At 65.1% G+C, this 16,455-nt stretch carries 15 protein-coding genes; 10 read left to right on the top strand and 5 right to left on the bottom strand.

Translation table 11 applies throughout. From position 1 onward, the window contains the following. Nucleotides 1-30 precede the first annotated feature (30 nt). The gene (locus F8237_RS31590; RefSeq protein WP_151649996.1) at nucleotides 31-1,368 is read right to left on the bottom strand and encodes a S41 family peptidase; all 1,338 of its coding nucleotides are present in this window, start codon (nucleotides 1,366-1,368) and stop codon (nucleotides 31-33) included. 314 nt (nucleotides 1,369-1,682) lie between these two features. On the opposite strand from F8237_RS31590, the gene F8237_RS31585 reads away from it, so the two are divergent. From F8237_RS31585 to F8237_RS31550, 8 genes are all read left to right on the top strand, one after another. Beyond that, on the top strand, nucleotides 1,683-2,816 hold the full coding sequence (locus F8237_RS31585; protein ID WP_151649995.1) for an alpha-hydroxy acid oxidase: 1,134 nt from the start codon (nucleotides 1,683-1,685) through the stop codon (nucleotides 2,814-2,816). A 7-nt stretch (nucleotides 2,817-2,823) separates the two neighbouring features. Further along, nucleotides 2,824-3,453 (top strand): HAD family hydrolase, encoded by a 630-nt coding sequence (locus F8237_RS31580; protein WP_162006295.1) that lies wholly within the window; start codon nucleotides 2,824-2,826, stop codon nucleotides 3,451-3,453. A 148-nt stretch (nucleotides 3,454-3,601) separates the two neighbouring features. Then, nucleotides 3,602-3,796, top strand: coding sequence for a hypothetical protein (locus tag F8237_RS31575; RefSeq protein WP_151649993.1), 195 nt, complete (start codon nucleotides 3,602-3,604; stop codon nucleotides 3,794-3,796). Between the two features lie 229 nt (nucleotides 3,797-4,025). Then, nucleotides 4,026-5,237: a molybdopterin molybdotransferase MoeA gene (locus F8237_RS31570; RefSeq protein WP_151649992.1), complete on the top strand. Its 1,212-nt coding sequence runs from the start codon at nucleotides 4,026-4,028 to the stop codon at nucleotides 5,235-5,237. Nucleotides 5,238-5,413: 176 nt separating this feature from the next. Beyond that, nucleotides 5,414-6,115 carry a transcriptional repressor LexA gene (lexA, locus tag F8237_RS31565; protein WP_151649991.1) on the top strand — a complete coding sequence of 234 codons (702 nt, stop codon included), beginning with the start codon at nucleotides 5,414-5,416 and terminating at the stop codon, nucleotides 6,113-6,115. Nucleotides 6,116-6,307: 192 nt separating this feature from the next. Next, a complete protein-coding gene (locus tag F8237_RS31560; protein WP_151649990.1) occupies nucleotides 6,308-6,508 on the top strand; it encodes a hypothetical protein in 201 nt (66 codons plus the stop codon). A gap of 189 nt (nucleotides 6,509-6,697) precedes the next feature. Next, nucleotides 6,698-7,126, top strand: coding sequence for a hypothetical protein (locus F8237_RS36155; RefSeq protein ID WP_162006294.1), 429 nt, complete (start codon nucleotides 6,698-6,700; stop codon nucleotides 7,124-7,126). A 254-nt stretch (nucleotides 7,127-7,380) separates the two neighbouring features. Then, entirely contained in the window at nucleotides 7,381-8,322 is a 942-nt protein-coding gene (locus F8237_RS31550; protein WP_151649989.1) for a GAF domain-containing protein, read from the top strand. A 9-nt stretch (nucleotides 8,323-8,331) separates the two neighbouring features. On the opposite strand, the gene F8237_RS31545 is transcribed toward F8237_RS31550, so the two are convergent. The 4 genes from F8237_RS31545 to F8237_RS31530 form a co-directional block, all read right to left on the bottom strand. After that, entirely contained in the window at nucleotides 8,332-10,611 is a 2,280-nt protein-coding gene (locus F8237_RS31545) for a ComEC/Rec2 family competence protein (RefSeq protein WP_162006293.1), read from the bottom strand. Nucleotides 10,612-10,706: 95 nt separating this feature from the next. Beyond that, nucleotides 10,707-10,940, bottom strand: coding sequence for a DUF2171 domain-containing protein (locus tag F8237_RS31540; protein WP_015685840.1), 234 nt, complete (start codon nucleotides 10,938-10,940; stop codon nucleotides 10,707-10,709). 178 nt (nucleotides 10,941-11,118) lie between these two features. Then, nucleotides 11,119-11,505, bottom strand: coding sequence for a YybH family protein (locus F8237_RS31535; RefSeq protein WP_151649987.1), 387 nt, complete (start codon nucleotides 11,503-11,505; stop codon nucleotides 11,119-11,121). Between the two features lie 19 nt (nucleotides 11,506-11,524). Then, nucleotides 11,525-13,204 carry a glutamine--tRNA ligase/YqeY domain fusion protein gene (locus tag F8237_RS31530; protein ID WP_151649986.1) on the bottom strand — a complete coding sequence of 560 codons (1,680 nt, stop codon included), beginning with the start codon at nucleotides 13,202-13,204 and terminating at the stop codon, nucleotides 11,525-11,527. Between the two features lie 154 nt (nucleotides 13,205-13,358). Here F8237_RS31530 and gltX point away from each other — a divergent pair, with 154 nt between their 5' ends. Further along, entirely contained in the window at nucleotides 13,359-14,786 is a 1,428-nt protein-coding gene (gltX, locus tag F8237_RS31525) for a glutamate--tRNA ligase (protein ID WP_151649985.1), read from the top strand. 145 nt (nucleotides 14,787-14,931) lie between these two features. Beyond that, on the top strand, nucleotides 14,932-16,236 hold the full coding sequence (gltA, locus tag F8237_RS31520) for a citrate synthase (RefSeq protein ID WP_151649984.1): 1,305 nt from the start codon (nucleotides 14,932-14,934) through the stop codon (nucleotides 16,234-16,236). Nucleotides 16,237-16,455: the final 219 nt, after the last annotated feature.

Here is a 16,455-nt window from a genome sequence, read left to right as displayed (position 1 = left end):
GCCTTTGCCCACCCTACGACAGGCGATCAGCTAGTTCGGCACAGCCGCCTTCGGCGCTGGCTTCGCCGCGACCGCGTTCGCGGTGACGCCGTTCAGGAAGTCGTAAGCCGCGTGCAAGGCCTTGTCGTCCTTCTCTTCCGGCGGGACGTAAGACTGCGATCCGGTCTGCTCGGTGCCGTCGGCGGCCTGCAGGTGGCCGCGCATCTGCGACTCCGCCATCGTGTCCATCCGGCCCTTCAGCTCGGGCGGCACGTCCTGGAGGATCTCGATGTCGGGCGCGATGCCCTGGGCCTGGATCGAACGGCCCGACGGCGTGTAATAGCGCGCCGTGGTCAGCGCCAGCGCGCCGTTGCCGGTGCCGAGCGGAATGATGGTCTGCACCGAGCCCTTGCCGAACGAGCGCGTGCCGATGATGGTGGCGCGCTTGTGATCATGCAGCGCGCCGGCCACGATCTCCGAAGCCGAGGCCGAGCCGCCATTGACCAGCACCACCAGCGGCTTGCCCTTGATGAGATCGCCGCCATGCGCGGTAAAGCGCTGGGTCTCTTCCGGATTGCGGCCGCGGGTCGAGACGACCTCGCCGCGCTGCAGGAACGCGCTCGACACCGACACGGCCTGATCGAGCAGCCCGCCCGGATTGTTGCGCAGGTCCATCACGTAGCCGACCAGCTTCTCTTGCGGAATGTCCTTGGAGATCGCGGCGATCGCCTTCTTCAGGCCGTCGGTGGTCTGCTCGTTGAACGAGCTGACACGGATATAGCCGATGTCGCCGTTCTCGACGTGGAAGCGGACCGGACGCACATGGATGATCTCGCGCTTGATCGCGACATCGAGCGGGGCGTCGGCGCCCTTGCGCACGATGGTGAGCTTGGTCTGGGTGTCGACCGGACCCTTCATCTTGTTGACCGCTTGCTCGAGCGTCATGCCCTGCACGGCATCGCCGTCGATCTTGCTGATGAGGTCGCCGGACATGATGCCGGCCTTGGAGGCCGGCGTGTCGTCGATCGGCGAGACGACCTTGACCAAGCCCTCTTCCATCGTGACCTCGATGCCGAGCCCGCCGAATTCGCCGGAGGTGGTCTCCTGCATCTCGGTCCAGGCCTTGTCGTTCATGTAGCGCGAATGCGGATCGAGCGAGGTCACCATGCCGGTGATGGCGCCCTCGATCAGCTTGGCATTGTCGGGCTTCTCGACGTAGCTCGCCTTCACCCGCTCGAACACCTCGCCGAACAGATTCAGCTGGGAATAGGCATCATCCGCGCTTGCCGCCGCCCGTGCCGCCCAGACGCCGCCGTGCGGGCTGGCTACCAGAAGGGTCAGGCACGCTCCGGTGAGCGCCCCCAGGGGGAACAGCAGGGATTTCCGCATGGGTCAGGTAGCCTTTTTGCTTCGCGGTTCTGGGGCAGTTCACTTGGGGCTGTTAAGCCGCCATGCAAATGGCGATCCAACCCGTCTCTCACAATACCATTCTGGTTTCTTCAAGGCCGGCCCGACACGCAGGCCAGTACAGCGCAAAAATCCCTTCGCCCGGACCTAAACTTTTGGCAACATTTGCAGGCTGTTTCGCGCAAAGCGGGAATCGGCCGGCCGCGCCTCGCAGCTATGCGATTTTAGGATGGTTTTGGAAGGCCGGACACGATAGGCGATGACAATAAGACTTCAAATTCTCGGGAGGACAACAAATGAATGACGCGCCCCGCATCCGGCAGGAGAGGAACGTCGAGCTCGGCTCCAGCAACGAGCCGTTCCAGAACCTGCACGAATTCATCCGCAAGGCGCGCGCCAACCTCAACCAGAATGCCTGGGACTATATCGTCGGCGCCGCCGAGACCGAGACCACGATGCGCCGCAATCGCATGGCGCTGGACGAGATCGCCTTCCGACCGCGCGTGCTGCGCGACGTCCGCAAGGTCGACGGCTCGGTCGAACAGTTCGGCCGCAGGATGCGGCTGCCGGTGGTACTCGCCCCCGTCGGCGCGCTCGAGATCTTCGATCCGGACGGCGCGGCAAGCGTTGCGCGCGCCGCCGGCACCTTCGGTGCGGCGCACATGCTGAGCTCGGTGTCCGAGCCCGGCCTCGAGAAGACCGCCGAAGCCGCCCCCGACGCGCTGCGGCTCTACCAGCTCTATGTGCGCGGCGACGACGCCTTCGTTGCCGATGTGGTCAGCCGGAGCGAGAAGAACGGCTACGCCGCCTTCTGCCTCACCGTTGACACCGCCCATTACAGCCGTCGCGAACGTGACATCGCCAAGCGCTATGTTCGCGAAAGCCGCCTGCGCGCCACCGGCGGCGACTACCAGAAGGGCCTGGAGTGGTGGACCGTGAAGATGGTCAAGGACAAATTCAAAATACCGCTGATCCTCAAGGGCATCGCGACCGCCGAGGACGCACAGATCGCGGTCGATCATGGCGTCGAGTGGATCTACGTCTCCAACCATGGCGGCCGCCAGCTCGATCACGGCCGCGGCGCCATGCACGTGCTCCCCGAGATCGTCGATGCCGTGAAGGGCCGCGCCAAAATCATGGTCGACGGCGGCTTCTGCCGTGGCACCGACATCGTCAAGGCGATCGCCGCCGGCGCCGACATGGTGGGCATCGGCCGGCTGCAATGCTGGGCGCTGGCCGCGGCGGGCGAGGCCGGCGTGACGCGGATGCTGGAGCTGCTGGAGGACGAGGTGCTGCGCTGCCTCGGCCTGCTCGGCGCCACCTCGTTCGCCGAAGTCGACAAGTCCTGCCTGCACCAGGCCACCGCAACCAATGCACCGAGCGTGTTCAGCGCGTTCCCGCTGTTCGACCACGACCCGTATCGCTACTGAAGAAAGGATGCAGGTGAGCTCGCTCTCTCCCGGCAGCGCGGACGCGCTTCTGTTCGACCTCGGGCGCGTGGTGCTCGACATCGACTTCTCCAAGGCGATCGCCTGCTGGGCGGGACATGCCGGCTGTCGGCCCGAAGCCATCGTCGCGCGCTATGTGCGCGACGAGGCCTACCGGCTGCACGAGGTCGGCAAGATCAGCGACGAGGACTACTTCGCCTCGCTGCGCACCTCGCTCGGGATCGGCATCTCCGATGCGCAGTTCCTGGAGGGCTGGAACGCGATCTTCGCGGGCGAGATGCCTGACATCGCCGAGCTGTTGCCGCGCGCGGCGAAGCGGATGCCGCTCTACGCCTTCTCCAATACCAACCGGCCGCATGTGGACTATTTCTCGAAAGAGTATGCCGGCCTGCTCGACCACTTCCGCGATGTGTACCTGTCGTCCAGTATCGGCCTGCGCAAGCCGGATGCGGAGGCCTTCGACCATGTCGTGGCGGCGATGGGCGTGCCGGCGAACCGGATCGTGTTCTTCGACGATCTTGCCGAGAACATCGAGGGAGCGCGGGCATGCGGCCTGACCGCCGTGCACGTGACCTCGCCGACCGATGTCGGGAATGCGCTGAGGGCACTCGGCATCTGACAGCTGGACCAACGGCCAAGTCCCGGAACAATTTTGGCCGGGCATGAGGAACCAAAACACTTTGTGCAATTTTATACGCAGTTCCGGGAACGAATGCCCGCTTCCGGACTCATGACTCCGTTGGGAATTCTACATCGGACGTATCATCGTGCTGGGCAAAACCTACCTCACCAAGCAGGCCTCCCTGCTGATGAAATTCGCCAGAACCACCTCGGATTCTGACCTTTCCGCAAAACTGATCAGCAAAGCCGCCGACCTGAAATCCCAGGCCGATCCGATGCCCGACAGGGACCAGGGCGCCGCAGCGCCGGATGTCAGTCCGGTCAAGCAGCCGGGGACGTGACCGATGCTGGCCGTGGCGCTCGTCGTTCTCGTCCTTGCCGCGGCTATTCCCGTGCCGGTCTGTCTCGCCTTCGGGATCATGCCGAGGCGGATCTGACGCTTCCTCGCTAACAGTAAATGCTGAAGCAGGATATTTCATCCTGCTCGTCGCTACTTTGCCTCCGCGCCCGCGCTCGGTTAGAACTCTCGCCGCTGATTTGCCCAAGCGGGCGTAGCTGGAGTTTTCACTCGTGGCCCTCATGCCGGTTTCTGACGCGCTTGCCGCGGTGCTCGCGGGTACAGAGCCGCTGCCTGAAGAAACGATCGCGCTCGACCAGGCCTTTCACCGTGTGCTCGCGCGCGATGTCGCGGCGCGGCGGACGCAGCCGCCGCAGGCGATGTCGGCGATGGACGGCTATGCGGTGCGCGCGGCCGATGCGGCCGGGATCGATTCCCAACTGACCGTGATCGGCGAGGTCGCGGCGGGCCGCCCGTTTGCAGGAACGGTCAGCGCCGGCGAAGCGGTGCGGATATTCACCGGGGGCGTCGTTCCTGATGGCGCCGACGCCGTCGTGATCCAGGAGGATACGGTTGCCGAGGGCAAGCGCGTCACGATCAAGGAAGCAGCCATGATCGGGCGTCACATCCGGCCCGCTGGCGTCGACTTCTCGGAAGGCGACGTGCTGTTGCACCAGGGAGCCCGCCTCACCGAGCGCGACCTCGCGCTCGCCGCCGGCATGAATCACCCGCATTTGCCCGTCCGCCGCCGTCCGAAGGTCGCCATCCTCGCCACCGGCGACGAGCTGGTGATGCCGGGCAGCACGCCGGGTCCCGGCCAGATCGTCTATTCCAACGGCTACGCCCTGCACGCGCTCGCCCGCAGCGAGGGCGCCGACACCATCGACCTCGGTATTGCCGCCGACACGCTTGCAGCAACCACAGCCGGCATCCGGCGTGCCCGCGAGAGTGGCGCCGATATCCTGATCACGACCGGCGGTGCCTCGGTCGGCGACCATGATCTGGTCCAGCAGGCGCTGCGGGACGAAGGCGTCTCGATGGCGTTCTGGAAGATCGCGATGCGGCCGGGCAAGCCGATGATGAACGGGCGGCTCGGGTCGATGCGCGTGATCGGCCTGCCCGGCAATCCCGTGTCATCCTACGTTTGCGGCTTCCTGTTCATGGTGCCGCTGATTCGTGCGCTGTCGGGCCGTTCGGTGATTCATCATCGCCGCGAGCGCGCGGTGCTCGGCCGCGACATCGGCGCCAATGACCAGCGCGAGGATTATCTGCGCGCACGCCTCGAGTTGCGTGACGACGGCACGCTCGCTGCCATTCCCGTCAATCACCAGGATTCCTCGCTGCTTTCGAATCTCGCTGCGGCACAGGCACTTCTCGTGCGAGCGCCGTTCGCGGCGAAGGCCGAATCCGGCACGCCTTGCGAGGTGCTGCGACTGCCCGTCTGACCGCCTCGTTCGCATGCGTTCCGCGAACTTTGCAGCGTTCACGGTAAATTAAGCAGTTGCGGAACATGTATCGAACATATAGTGTCCGTTCATGATTTGTTTCGAGCATGTAGCGACTTACTGCTGAATTCAGCGTCTCGGAATCGGACGACATCAACCGGGGGATTTTGGTCGAGATGTTAACGCGCAAACAATACGAGCTTCTGCGATTCATCAGCGAACGGCTGAAGGAAAGCGGCGTGCCGCCCTCCTTCGACGAGATGAAGGACGCGCTCGATCTGCGCTCGAAATCAGGCATCCATCGCCTGATCACCGCGCTCGAGGAGCGCGGCTTCATCCGCCGGCTGCCGAACCGCGCCCGCGCCATCGAGGTGATCAAGCTGCCCGAGCTTCAGGCCGCCGCCGGCAGCCGCCGCGGCTTCACGCCGAGCGTCATCGAGGGCAATCTCGGCAAGGTGCGCACCACCTCAAGCGCATCCGCGGATGAGGGCGAGCGCCCCGTCGCCGTGCCCGTGATGGGCCGGATTGCAGCCGGCACGCCGATCGAGGCTTTGCAGACGCGCAGCCACACCATCAGCGTACCGCCTGACATGCTCGGCTCGGGCGAACATTACGCGCTGGAAGTGCGCGGCGATTCCATGGTCGAGGCTGGCATCCTCGACGGCGACATGGCGCTGATCCAGCGCAACGAGAGCGCCGACACCGGCGATATCGTCGTGGCATTGATCGACGACGAGGAAGCGACGCTCAAGCGCTTCCGCCGCCGCGGCGCCTCGATCGCTCTCGAGCCCGCCAATGCGGCCTATGAAGTGCGCATCCTGCCGCCCAACCGGGTGAAGATCCAGGGCAAGCTGATCGGGCTCTATCGCAAGTACTGAGCGAGTCCTGAGCCTGTCGCGCGACTGCCGATCGACGGCCGCGCGTTGAACGATTGGAGCGGACGATTGTCCGCTCCCGCTGGATAGTCTTTCTGGTTTCGCGCAGATTATCCGGCCCCTCTTCCAGCGCTACATCCTCGACACGCCGCACGAAGCAACGTTGCTTTGCGGCCTCAGGTTCGAGGAGAAGCCATGCGCAAGATCATCTCAAGCACGATCGCGGCGGCGCTGATCGCAGCATCAGCGTCGCAGGCCTTTGCCGCACAGGCACAGCACCCGATCCGCAAGGAGACGGTGGCCAGCCAGCCAATCCGCAATGCCCACAACGCGGTCGAGCAGCCCTCGCAACCGGGCTGGCAATATTCCGGCTGGTCGGCACCTGCTGGCCGCTGACACGCGCGGCCCTTATGCACGGAAGCAGGCATTGGTCCGGTGCATCCGGAAAAAGATAATGTGATCGCAGACTGCGGCGGCGAGCCGCAGATTTGCCTACAACCGGGCAGACGCTTGGTGCTTCCACTCTGATAGAGGCCTGTGCCTCAGAAGAGGCGCGGGCCGCTATCTCGCATGAGGAGCCCCCCGATGTGTGACTACAGCCTGCATGCCGTCGCATCGCGTCCCGCGGAAGTCGGCGAGACGATCGTCTCGACAACCTTCCGCGGCACCTCGACGCGCGGCTTTGCCTCCGCAGCAGATCCGGCCGTTGCGGTCTGCCTGTTGCCGGGAACGGAGCTCGCCTTCGCCGACAACGTCCGCTACGACAATCGCTGGATCTGGACGCGTAGCGTCAACTCCCGCGTCGGCAAGTTCGGCAAGATCGATCCGCACATTCCCGACCGTCATCATGACGCGATCGAATTCCCCGACGGCAAATACGTGCTGGTGACACAGCTCGTCGAAGGCCAGCACGCGACCGTGCTGCAACTGCCGGTGACACAGCCCCTTGGCGAGGGCAGGCCGCAGTCCAGCGCCGACGGCCGACAGAGCATCACCCGCTTGCCGATCGGCTGACGCAGCGATCCCCGGCCTTCCCTTCGGGTCGGGACACAGGATGGAAATTCCCATCGCCGGCCGAGGCCGGCGACACAGAATGGTTTGTGTCTCCAAAACCCGAGGCGGCGAAGCCAGCCCACCATCCCTCCCCGCCGCACGAAGTTTGCGCGGTCCTGCCTGAATTTTGAACGTCCGTTCCGCAAGCAAATGGCCGATGCTGTCCCGGTTGGCGTCTTGGCTGGTGTCTTGGCTCTTGGCGGCGGACACGTTCGATGAAGACCTTCATTCGCGTCGTTGAACTCTGGGTGCCCGACCGGACGCGGACGCGGCTGGAATTCGGCGGCGGCCTCTACAGCGAGGGGCTGTCAGCGTTCAAGGCCGCCAGCGAAGATTTGCGCTTCGGATATGACGAGGGCCTTCCCGGCAAGGCCTGGGCCTGCGGCCATCCCGTGATCCTCACCAAATTCGCCAACTCCTATTTCAAGCGGACCGATCAGGCGCTGGCGGCCGGCCTGACCTGCGGCGTGGCGGTGCCGGTATACGCCGGCGAATTCCTGCAAGCGGTGATGGTGCTGTTCTGCGGCGACGACGAGGCGCATGTCGGCGCGATCGAGCTTTGGCACAACGATGCCGAGGTGTCCCACGAGATGGGGCTGGTCGACGGCTATTACGGCGCGGCGGAGATGTTCGAATTCAACTCGCGCCACACCAAGTTTCCGCGCGGCTTCGGCCTGCCCGGCCGCACCTGGAAAGCCGGCCTGCCGCTGATCATCAAGGATCTGCACGACGCCAGGAGCTTCCTGCGCTGGGATGACGCCGCCAAGGTCGGGATCAATCTCGGCGTCGGCGTGCCCTACCGGACCGGCACCGGCCACACCTGGGTCCTGACCTTCCTCTCGGCGCAGGCCACGCCAATCGCGCGACGCTTCGAGATCTGGGTCCCGAACGAGGCCCGCTCGGCGCTGGTGTTTCGCGCCGGCGATTGCAGCGCGCAGACCGACCTCGCCGCGCTCTATGCAGATAAACCCATCGCCAGGGGCGACGGCAGCATCGGCGGCGCCTGGGCCACCGGCATGCCCGCGCTCAACGATGATCTGGCGCATGACGGCTCGATCGCGGCAGCTCAAGCTCGCGCAGCCGGATTGAGCCAGTTGGTGGCCCTGCCGGTGATCGGGAACGCCGGGCTCGAAGCCGTGCTGGCCTGGTACCTCTAGCCGGCCCGCTCAATCCTCGGCCTGCATGTCCGCCTCGGACGGTGTCGCGTCCCGGTTGCGGGGAGCGGCCGCCTGCGGTGCGAGGCTCGCGCCGAAATCAGCCTCACCGGCGGTCGCCGGCGACCACGGGCGGTCAGTGCCCCTCGCCTTCATCGCCTGAACCGCAAAACCATCCCCTCGCTGTGTCAGTGCAAGCGCGCCCTGGGCCGAAAGACGCTGCCGGTCGACCACCATCGCCGCGCAATCCGGCGGCGCCCGCCGCGCCGTCACCACCAGCGCGGCGCGGCTGCAATCGTCCGCCAGTGCATCGATGCGCAAAGCCAGCGCGACCAGGCGCCCGTCGGCAAGCGGCGTCACGCAACCCGACTCGTCGCAGGACGCGCCGTCGCCAAGCGAGGCGCTGCCGGCGCCGCGCGGATCGGCGTCGGCCGCCAGCCACTCCTTCAGCAGAAAACTGTCCTTGCTGGTTCTCATCAGATGCAGCTGCCCGTCCCTGCCCCGCACAGCAACGCTCTGGCCGTCACCAGCGATGAGAATGTCGGGTTGCCGGGCGGATAGCCCCCAGGCGATCGCGGCCAACAGCAGCAGCCCGCCCGACCAGCGCAGCGGCGTGCGCAGCAGGCCCATCACAATGATCCCGAGGCTGGCCGCGATCAGCGGCGCGATGCCGAAAGCCGGGATGCGGCCGATCGCGCCCGGCAACGCCGCCACCCAGCGCGACACCGCGATCATCCAGTCGATGCCGATCCCCATCAGCCACCAGAACAGGCTGTCGAGCCCGAAGGGCGCCGCGAGCAATCCGAGCAGTCCCGCCGGCATCACCAGCGCCGAGACCACCGGCATCGCCCCGAGATTGGCGAGCACGCCGTAGGGCGTGACGCGGTGGAAGTGGAAGGCCGCATAGGGCGTGGTTGCAAGCCCCGCGATCAGCGAGGCCAGGAACAGCATCGCGATCTCGCGGCCGCCCCACATCGCGATGCGTGCGGTCGTCGAATGATCGGGCGAGGCAAACAGGTTCGGCATGCCGATCTGCACCAGCGCCACGAGCCCGAGCGTTGCCGCGAACGACATCTGGAAGCTCGGATGCACCAGCGCCTCCGGCGCAACGGCCAGCACGATCAATGCGGCCACCGCCAGCGTGCGGAAAGTGATGGCGCGGCGATCGACCATCACCGCGATCAGCACCACCGCCGTCATGAAGAACGAGCGCTGCGTCGCGACCTCCGCGCCCGACAGCAGCAGGTAGAACGCTGCTGCGACCAGTGCGGCTGCCGCCGACCATTTCTTGATGGCGAAGCCGACCGCCAGCCCCGGAATGAGCGCGAGCAGTGCGCGCACCGCGAAGAAGACGACGCCGGCGACGACGGCCATGTGGTAGCCGGAGATCGAGAGCACGTGACCGAGCCCCGAGATGAACATCGCATCGTTTACGGGCGTGGTGATCGCATCGCGCCGACCTGTCAGCAGCGCGGTCGCGATCGCGCGGTTGTCGCCGTCGAGCGTGGCCCGAATGCGCGCATCGATCGCGTCGCGCAGGCCCTGCATGATCGCGGCATAGCGCAGCCGCAGTCCGCCGGCATCCGGCGGCACCGAGGTCGCGATCGCGCCCATCACGAAGCCGGACGCGCCTATGCCCTGAAAAAACATGTCGCGGGAGAAATCGTAGCTGCCCGGGCGCACCGGCGAAATCGGCGGCATCAACCGCGCCTTCAGCTGCACGAAGCTGCCGACCTCGGGCGCAGTCCCCTTGCGCACCGAGAGACGCACCCGCTCCAGCCTGACGTCGCTCCGCTGCGCCTCCATCGACGTCACGCGCAGCACGAAACGATCGGTGCGCTCGCGGATGTCGCGGGTCTCGACGAAGCCTGACAGCGCCACCGAATAGAGCGGTTTCGCCAGCACGGTGTGCGCGATGCGCGCCGTCTTCCAGGTCGCCACGGCAAAGCCGGCCGCGACCGCCGCGATCATGATCGCGGGCGCAAACAGCCGGCTTCGTCGCAGCAGAACCGCCCCAAGCGTGAGCGCGATGGCCGTCGCGGCAACGACCCAAAGCACGGGCTCATGATCGGCGGCAAAGTACAGCGCAATGCCGCCGCCGAAGGCGATGGGGACCCACGGCAACAGCCGCCCGGCGCCGGCCTCGGCGCGCCCCCATTCGCGCAGCGTCTCGACGATGGCCGGCCAAAGCCCAGACCCTGCCGGCGCGAGGCCGCCAACCGACGCAGGTCGGCCGGCGGGCCAAGTCCCCGCCACACTCTGGGACCGCACTGGCCGGCCCGGCTCCGCCATTCCCTGCACCTTGCGATACGCGACGGGGCCAGAGGCTACCGGAACGTGCAGGCGCGCGAATAGCGGTACGGATCAGGAACGAGCCGGCGCGAGCCCTACTTTTCCTCTTCCATCGTCACGGCGACGTCAGCCTTGGCGGACAGCCGCACCTTGTTGCCCTCGACACCGGCGACGAGGCCCTTGTCGATGAAGTGATGGTGGCCCTTGTGGCTGCCCTCGCCGCTGTCCTTCTTGGTCAGCTTGATGCGGTTGCCTTCGACCTTGTCGACGGTGCCGACGTGGACGCCATCGGCGCCGATGACTTCCATATGCTCTGCGATGTTCTGCATGGTGGGATCCTCTTCTGGACCCACACAACGCACGGGAGCGGCGTTCGTTGCCTGCTATTGTCATTCCGGGGCGCGCCACTTGGCGCGAGCCCGGAATCCATAACCACCAGCTGGGGTTATGGATTCCGGGCCTGGCCCTTCGGGCCATCCCGGAATGACGATGCCGATGGAGTTGCGACTAGATCAGCGGCGCCTTCGCCGAGGCGTGGTGATTGACGATCTTCCAGTCGCCGTCCTCGCGGATGATGACCCAGCTCATCTTGACGACGAGATCGGGGCGTTCGCCGGCAAGATCGAACGAGATGGTCGCGCCCATGTTGATCAGATCAGGGCCGGCCTGCGCGGCCTGCACCTCGGAAAACAAAGCGCCCGGCTTGCGCCAGCGCGGCAGGCCGTTGAAATAGTCGGCGACGCCTTCCTTGCCCCTGTAGAGCTTTGGGTTGGAGCCGAAGAAGAAGGCATTCTTGGCATAGAGCGACGACAGCGCGGCGGCGTCGAGCGTAGCGAAGCCGGCGCACCATTTCGCGATGATGGCGGAAACGATGGCGTCGGCTTCACTGCCCATTGTCGTCCCTCAGCCCTTCTCAGCCCTTGGCGACTTCCTTCGCGAACGTGTCGCGCAGGCCGATGGTGCGCGAGAACACCGGCTTGCCCGGCGTCGAGTCCTTGTCGCGCACGAAATAGCCCTGGCGCTCGAACTGCATCGGCTCCATCGAATTGCTTTCCGCAACCGATGCCTCGATCCGGGCGTCCGCCAAAATCTCCAGCGACTGCGGATTGAGGTCGGCTGCGAAATTCGAGGCGTCCGGGCTCGGATTGGCGAACAGCTGGTTGTAGATGCGGATCTCCGCCGGCCTGGACGTTGCCGCCGGCAGCCAGTGCATGGTCGCCTTGACCTTGCGGCCGTCGGGCGCGTTGCCGCCCCTGGTCGCGGGATCATAGGTGCAGCGCAGCTCCACCACCTCGCCCGCATCGTTCTTGATCACGCCGGTGCACTTGACGAAGTAGGCGTAGCGCAGCCGTACCTCGTTCCCCGGCGACAGGCGGAAGAACTTCTTGGGCGGGTTCTCCATGAAGTCGTCCTGCTCGATATAGAGTTCTCGGCCGAAGGTGATCTTGCGCGTGCCCGCACTGGAATCGTCGGGATGGTTGATCGCCTCGAGCTCCTCGGTCTGCCCTTCCGGATAGTTCTCGATCACCACCTTGAGCGGCCGCAGCACGCCCATGCGCCGCTGCGAGGTGCGGTTCAGTTCCTCGCGGATGCAGAACTCGAGCATGCCGACATCGACCACGCTGTTTGCCTTGGCGACGCCGATGCGCTTGACGAATTCGCGCAAGGCGGCCGGCGGCACGCCGCGGCGGCGCATGCCCGCCATGGTCGGCATCCGCGGATCATCCCAGCCGGCGACATGGCCGTCGCGCACGAGCTGGGTCAGCACGCGCTTGGACAGCAGCGTGTAGGTCAGGTTCAGCCGCGCGAATTCGTACTGATGTGGCTTCGACGGCACCGGCAGTTTTTCGATGAACCAGTCGTAGAGCGGCCGATGGTCCTCGAACTCCAGCGTGCAGATCGAGTGCGTGATGCCTTCAATGGCGTCCGACTGGCCGTGCGCGTAATCGTAGCTCGGATAGATGCTCCACTTGGTCCCGGTGCGCGGATGGTGCGCATGCAGGATGCGGTACAGCACGGGGTCTCGCAGATTGATGTTGCCCGCACCCATGTCGATCTTCGCCCGCAGCACGCGCGCGCCGTTGGGAAATTCGCCGGCCTTCATGCGGCGGAACAGGTCGAGATTCTCGTCCACGGAGCGGTCGCGGAACGGCGAGTTCTTGCCGGGCTCGGTCAGCGTGCCGCGCGAAGTGCGGATCTCCTCCTGGGTCTGGTCGTCGACATATGCGAGCCCGTCGCGGATCAGCTTCTCGGCCCATTCGTACAGACGATCGAAATAGTCCGAGGCGAAGAACAGGTTCTTGCCCCAGTCGAAGCCGAGCCAGCGCACGTCGGCCTGGATGGAATCGATATATTCCTGCTCTTCCTTGACCGGGTTGGTATCGTCGAAGCGCAGATGGCAGCGGCCCGGAAACTCCTGGGCGATGCCGAAATTGAGCGCGATCGACTTGGCGTGACCAATATGCAGGTAGCCGTTCGGCTCCGGCGGGAACCGGGTCACGATCTCCTTGTATTTGGCCTGATCGAGGTCTGCCTGGATGATGTCGCGAATGAAATCGCGCCCAACCTCAGTCGCCACCGGTTCTGTGCTCATCCTGGAATCCTGTAGGGAAATCAGCGGTCCTTCTGCCAAATCCGCGTGGCTGAGCCAAGGGCTTAAGCAAGGCTTTGGCGGTCCGCTGCCGGGCTTTAGTTATGCTCCGGTCCTGTTATATACCACCGCCTCCAATGCATAGGCCCTGCCAAGAATGACCTCTCCCGTCGTCACCCGCTTTGCTCCCTCCCCGACCGGCTTCCTCCACATCGGGGGCGCCCGTACGGCGCTGTTCAACTGGCTCTATGCGAAGAAGCACGGCGGCAAGATGCTGCTTCGGATCGAGGACACCGACCGGGAGCGCTCCACGGAGGCCGCGATCGGCGCCATCCTCGACGGGCTGAAATGGCTGGAGCTCGGCTGGGATGGCGACGTCATCTACCAGTTCAGCCGCGCCGCCCGTCACCGCGAGGTCGCCGAGCAGCTGCTGGCCGACGGCAAGGCCTACCGTTGCTATGCCACCGCCGAGGAACTCACCGCGATGCGCGAGAAGGCGCGCGCGGAAGGCCGCACCCGCCTCTATGACGGCCTGTGGCGCGACCGCGATCCGGCCACCGCGCCGTCCGACGTCAAGCCGACCATCCGCCTGCGCGCACCGCAGACCGGCGAGACCGTGATCGAGGACCAGGTCCAGGGCCGCGTGGTCTGGCAGAACGAGAACCTCGACGACCTCGTCCTGCTGCGCGGCGATGGCAACCCGACCTACATGCTCGCGGTGGTGGTGGACGACCACGACATGGGCGTCACCCATGTCATTCGCGGCGACGACCATCTGATCAACGCCGCCCGCCAGAAGCAGATCTACGACGCGATGGGCTGGGCGCTGCCGAGCATGTCCCACATCCCCCTGATCCACGGCCCGGACGGCTCGAAGCTCTCCAAGCGGCACGGCGCGCTCGGCGTCGATGCCTACCGCGCCATGGGGTACCTCCCGGCTGCGCTCCGCAACTACCTCGTCCGTCTCGGATGGAGCCATGGCGACCAGGAGATCTTCTCGACCGAGGAGATGATCGCCGCGTTCGACCTTGCCTCCGTCGGCCGCGCCGCCGCCCGCTTCGATTTCGCCAAGCTGGAAAACCTCAACGGTCACTACATCCGCCACGCCGACGATCAATCACTCGTGAAGATGTTCGAGGACGTGCTCGACCATGTGGTGCCGAGCCGCGACGAGATTAAGGCCAAGTTAAACGACGGCACGCGGGCTCAGCTTCTCAAGGCGATGCCGGCCCTGAAGGAGCGCGCCAAGACGCTGATCGAGCTGATCGACAGCGCCTATTTCATCTTCGCCGACCGCCCTCTGGAGCTCGATCCCAAGGCTGCGGCGCTGCTGACGTCGGAAAACCGCAAGCTGATCGGCCAGCTTCATTCCGCGCTGGAGAAAGTCGAGACGTGGAGCGGCGCCGCCACCGAAGCCGCGCTACGTGCTTTCGCCGAGGAAAATAGTCTCAAGCTCGGTGCGGTCGCGCAGCCGTTGCGGGCCGCGCTGACGGGGCGGACGACGTCGCCTGGTATATTCGAGGTTTTGGACGTGCTGGGACGCCAGGAGAGCCTTGGCCGGCTTAACGATCAGTCTACGACGTAAGTAGGCCATGCCTGCCATGATCTTGCAGCGCACACAGCAATAATATACCCATCTCCCCCATACCTTCTGGAATATCCGGCCTGCCTCACCATGTCTTTGGGGCCTTCCGGGTCCGGCCCGTTTCACCACACATCGGGGACCTCTGATGGACGCAAAATCAAGCAATAAGACCGCCACGCTGACGGTCGGAAACAAGAACTACGATCTCCCGATCCACAGCGGCAGCGTCGGGCCTGACGTCATCGACATCGGCAAGCTCTATGGCCAGTCCGGCCTGTTCACCTACGACCCCGGCTTCACCTCGACCGCGAGCTGCCAGTCCAAGATCACCTATATCGATGGTGACGCGGGCGTGCTGGAATACCGCGGCTATCCGATCGAGCAGCTCGCCGAGAACGGCGACTTCCTCGAGACCTGCTATCTCCTGCTGTTCGGCGAGCTGCCGAGCGCCGCGCAGAAGAAGGATTTCGACGACCGCGTGATCCATCACACGATGGTGCACGAGCAGATGGCCCGCTTCTTCCAGGGCTTCCGCCGCGACGCCCATCCGATGGCGATCATGGTGGCCGCGGTCGGCGCGCTCGCCGCGTTCTATCACGACAGCACCGACATCAACGATCCGAAGCAGCGCATGATCGCTTCCATGCGCATGATCGCGAAGATCCCGACGCTGGCGGCGATGGCCTACAAGTACACCGTCGGCCAGCCCTTCGTGTACCCGAAGAACTCGCTCAAGTTCGCCGAGAACTTCCTGCACATGTGCTTCGCCGTGCCGTGCGAGGACTACAAGATGAATCCGGTGCTCGCTGAAGCGCTGGACAAGATCTTCATCCTGCATGCCGATCACGAGCAGAACGCCTCGACCTCTACGGTGCGCATTGCCGGCTCCTCCGGCGCCAACCCGTTCGCATGCATCGCCGCCGGCATCGCCTGCCTCTGGGGGCCGGCGCATGGCGGCGCCAACGAAGCAGCTCTGGCGATGCTCGCCGAGATCGGCACCGTGGACAAGATCCCCGAGTTCATCGCCAAGGTGAAGGACAAGAATTCTGAAGTCCGCCTGATGGGCTTCGGTCACCGCGTCTACAAGAACTACGATCCGCGCGCCAAGATCATGCAGAAGATGTGTCACGCCGTGCTCAAGGAGACCGGCCATGGCGACGATCCGATGCTGAAGGTGGCGCTCGAGCTGGAGCGCATCGCGCTCAGCGACCAGTACTTCATCGACCGCAAGCTGTACCCGAACGTCGACTTCTATTCGGGCATCACGCTGAAGGCGATGGGCTTCCCGGTCTCGATGTTCACCGTGCTGTTCGCGGTCGCCCGCACCGTCGGCTGGATCAGCCAGTGGAGTGAGATGATCGAGGATCCGCAGCAGAAGATCGGCCGTCCGCGCCAGCTCTACACCGGCGTCACCAAGCGCGACTACGTCGCGATCAAGGACCGCAAGTAAGTCTTTAGCCGACACGGCTTTCGAAACGGCGCCATCGCAAGATGGCGCCGTTTTTGTTTGTGCCGGCGTAGGGTGGGTTAGCCCCGCGGATTGCGCGAAGCGCAAACCGCTAGGCGTAACCCACCAACTTCGTTCGGCAAATGCGGACGCATGGTGGATTACGCTTCGCTAATCCACCCAACAAACCTCCCGTTCTTGCGGCTACGCACGCCAACAAGT

It is taken from the genome of Bradyrhizobium betae, from assembly GCF_008932115.1.
GTDB lineage: Bacteria > Pseudomonadota > Alphaproteobacteria > Rhizobiales > Xanthobacteraceae > Bradyrhizobium > Bradyrhizobium betae.
This window is presented reverse-complemented; position numbering and strand designations above follow the sequence as displayed.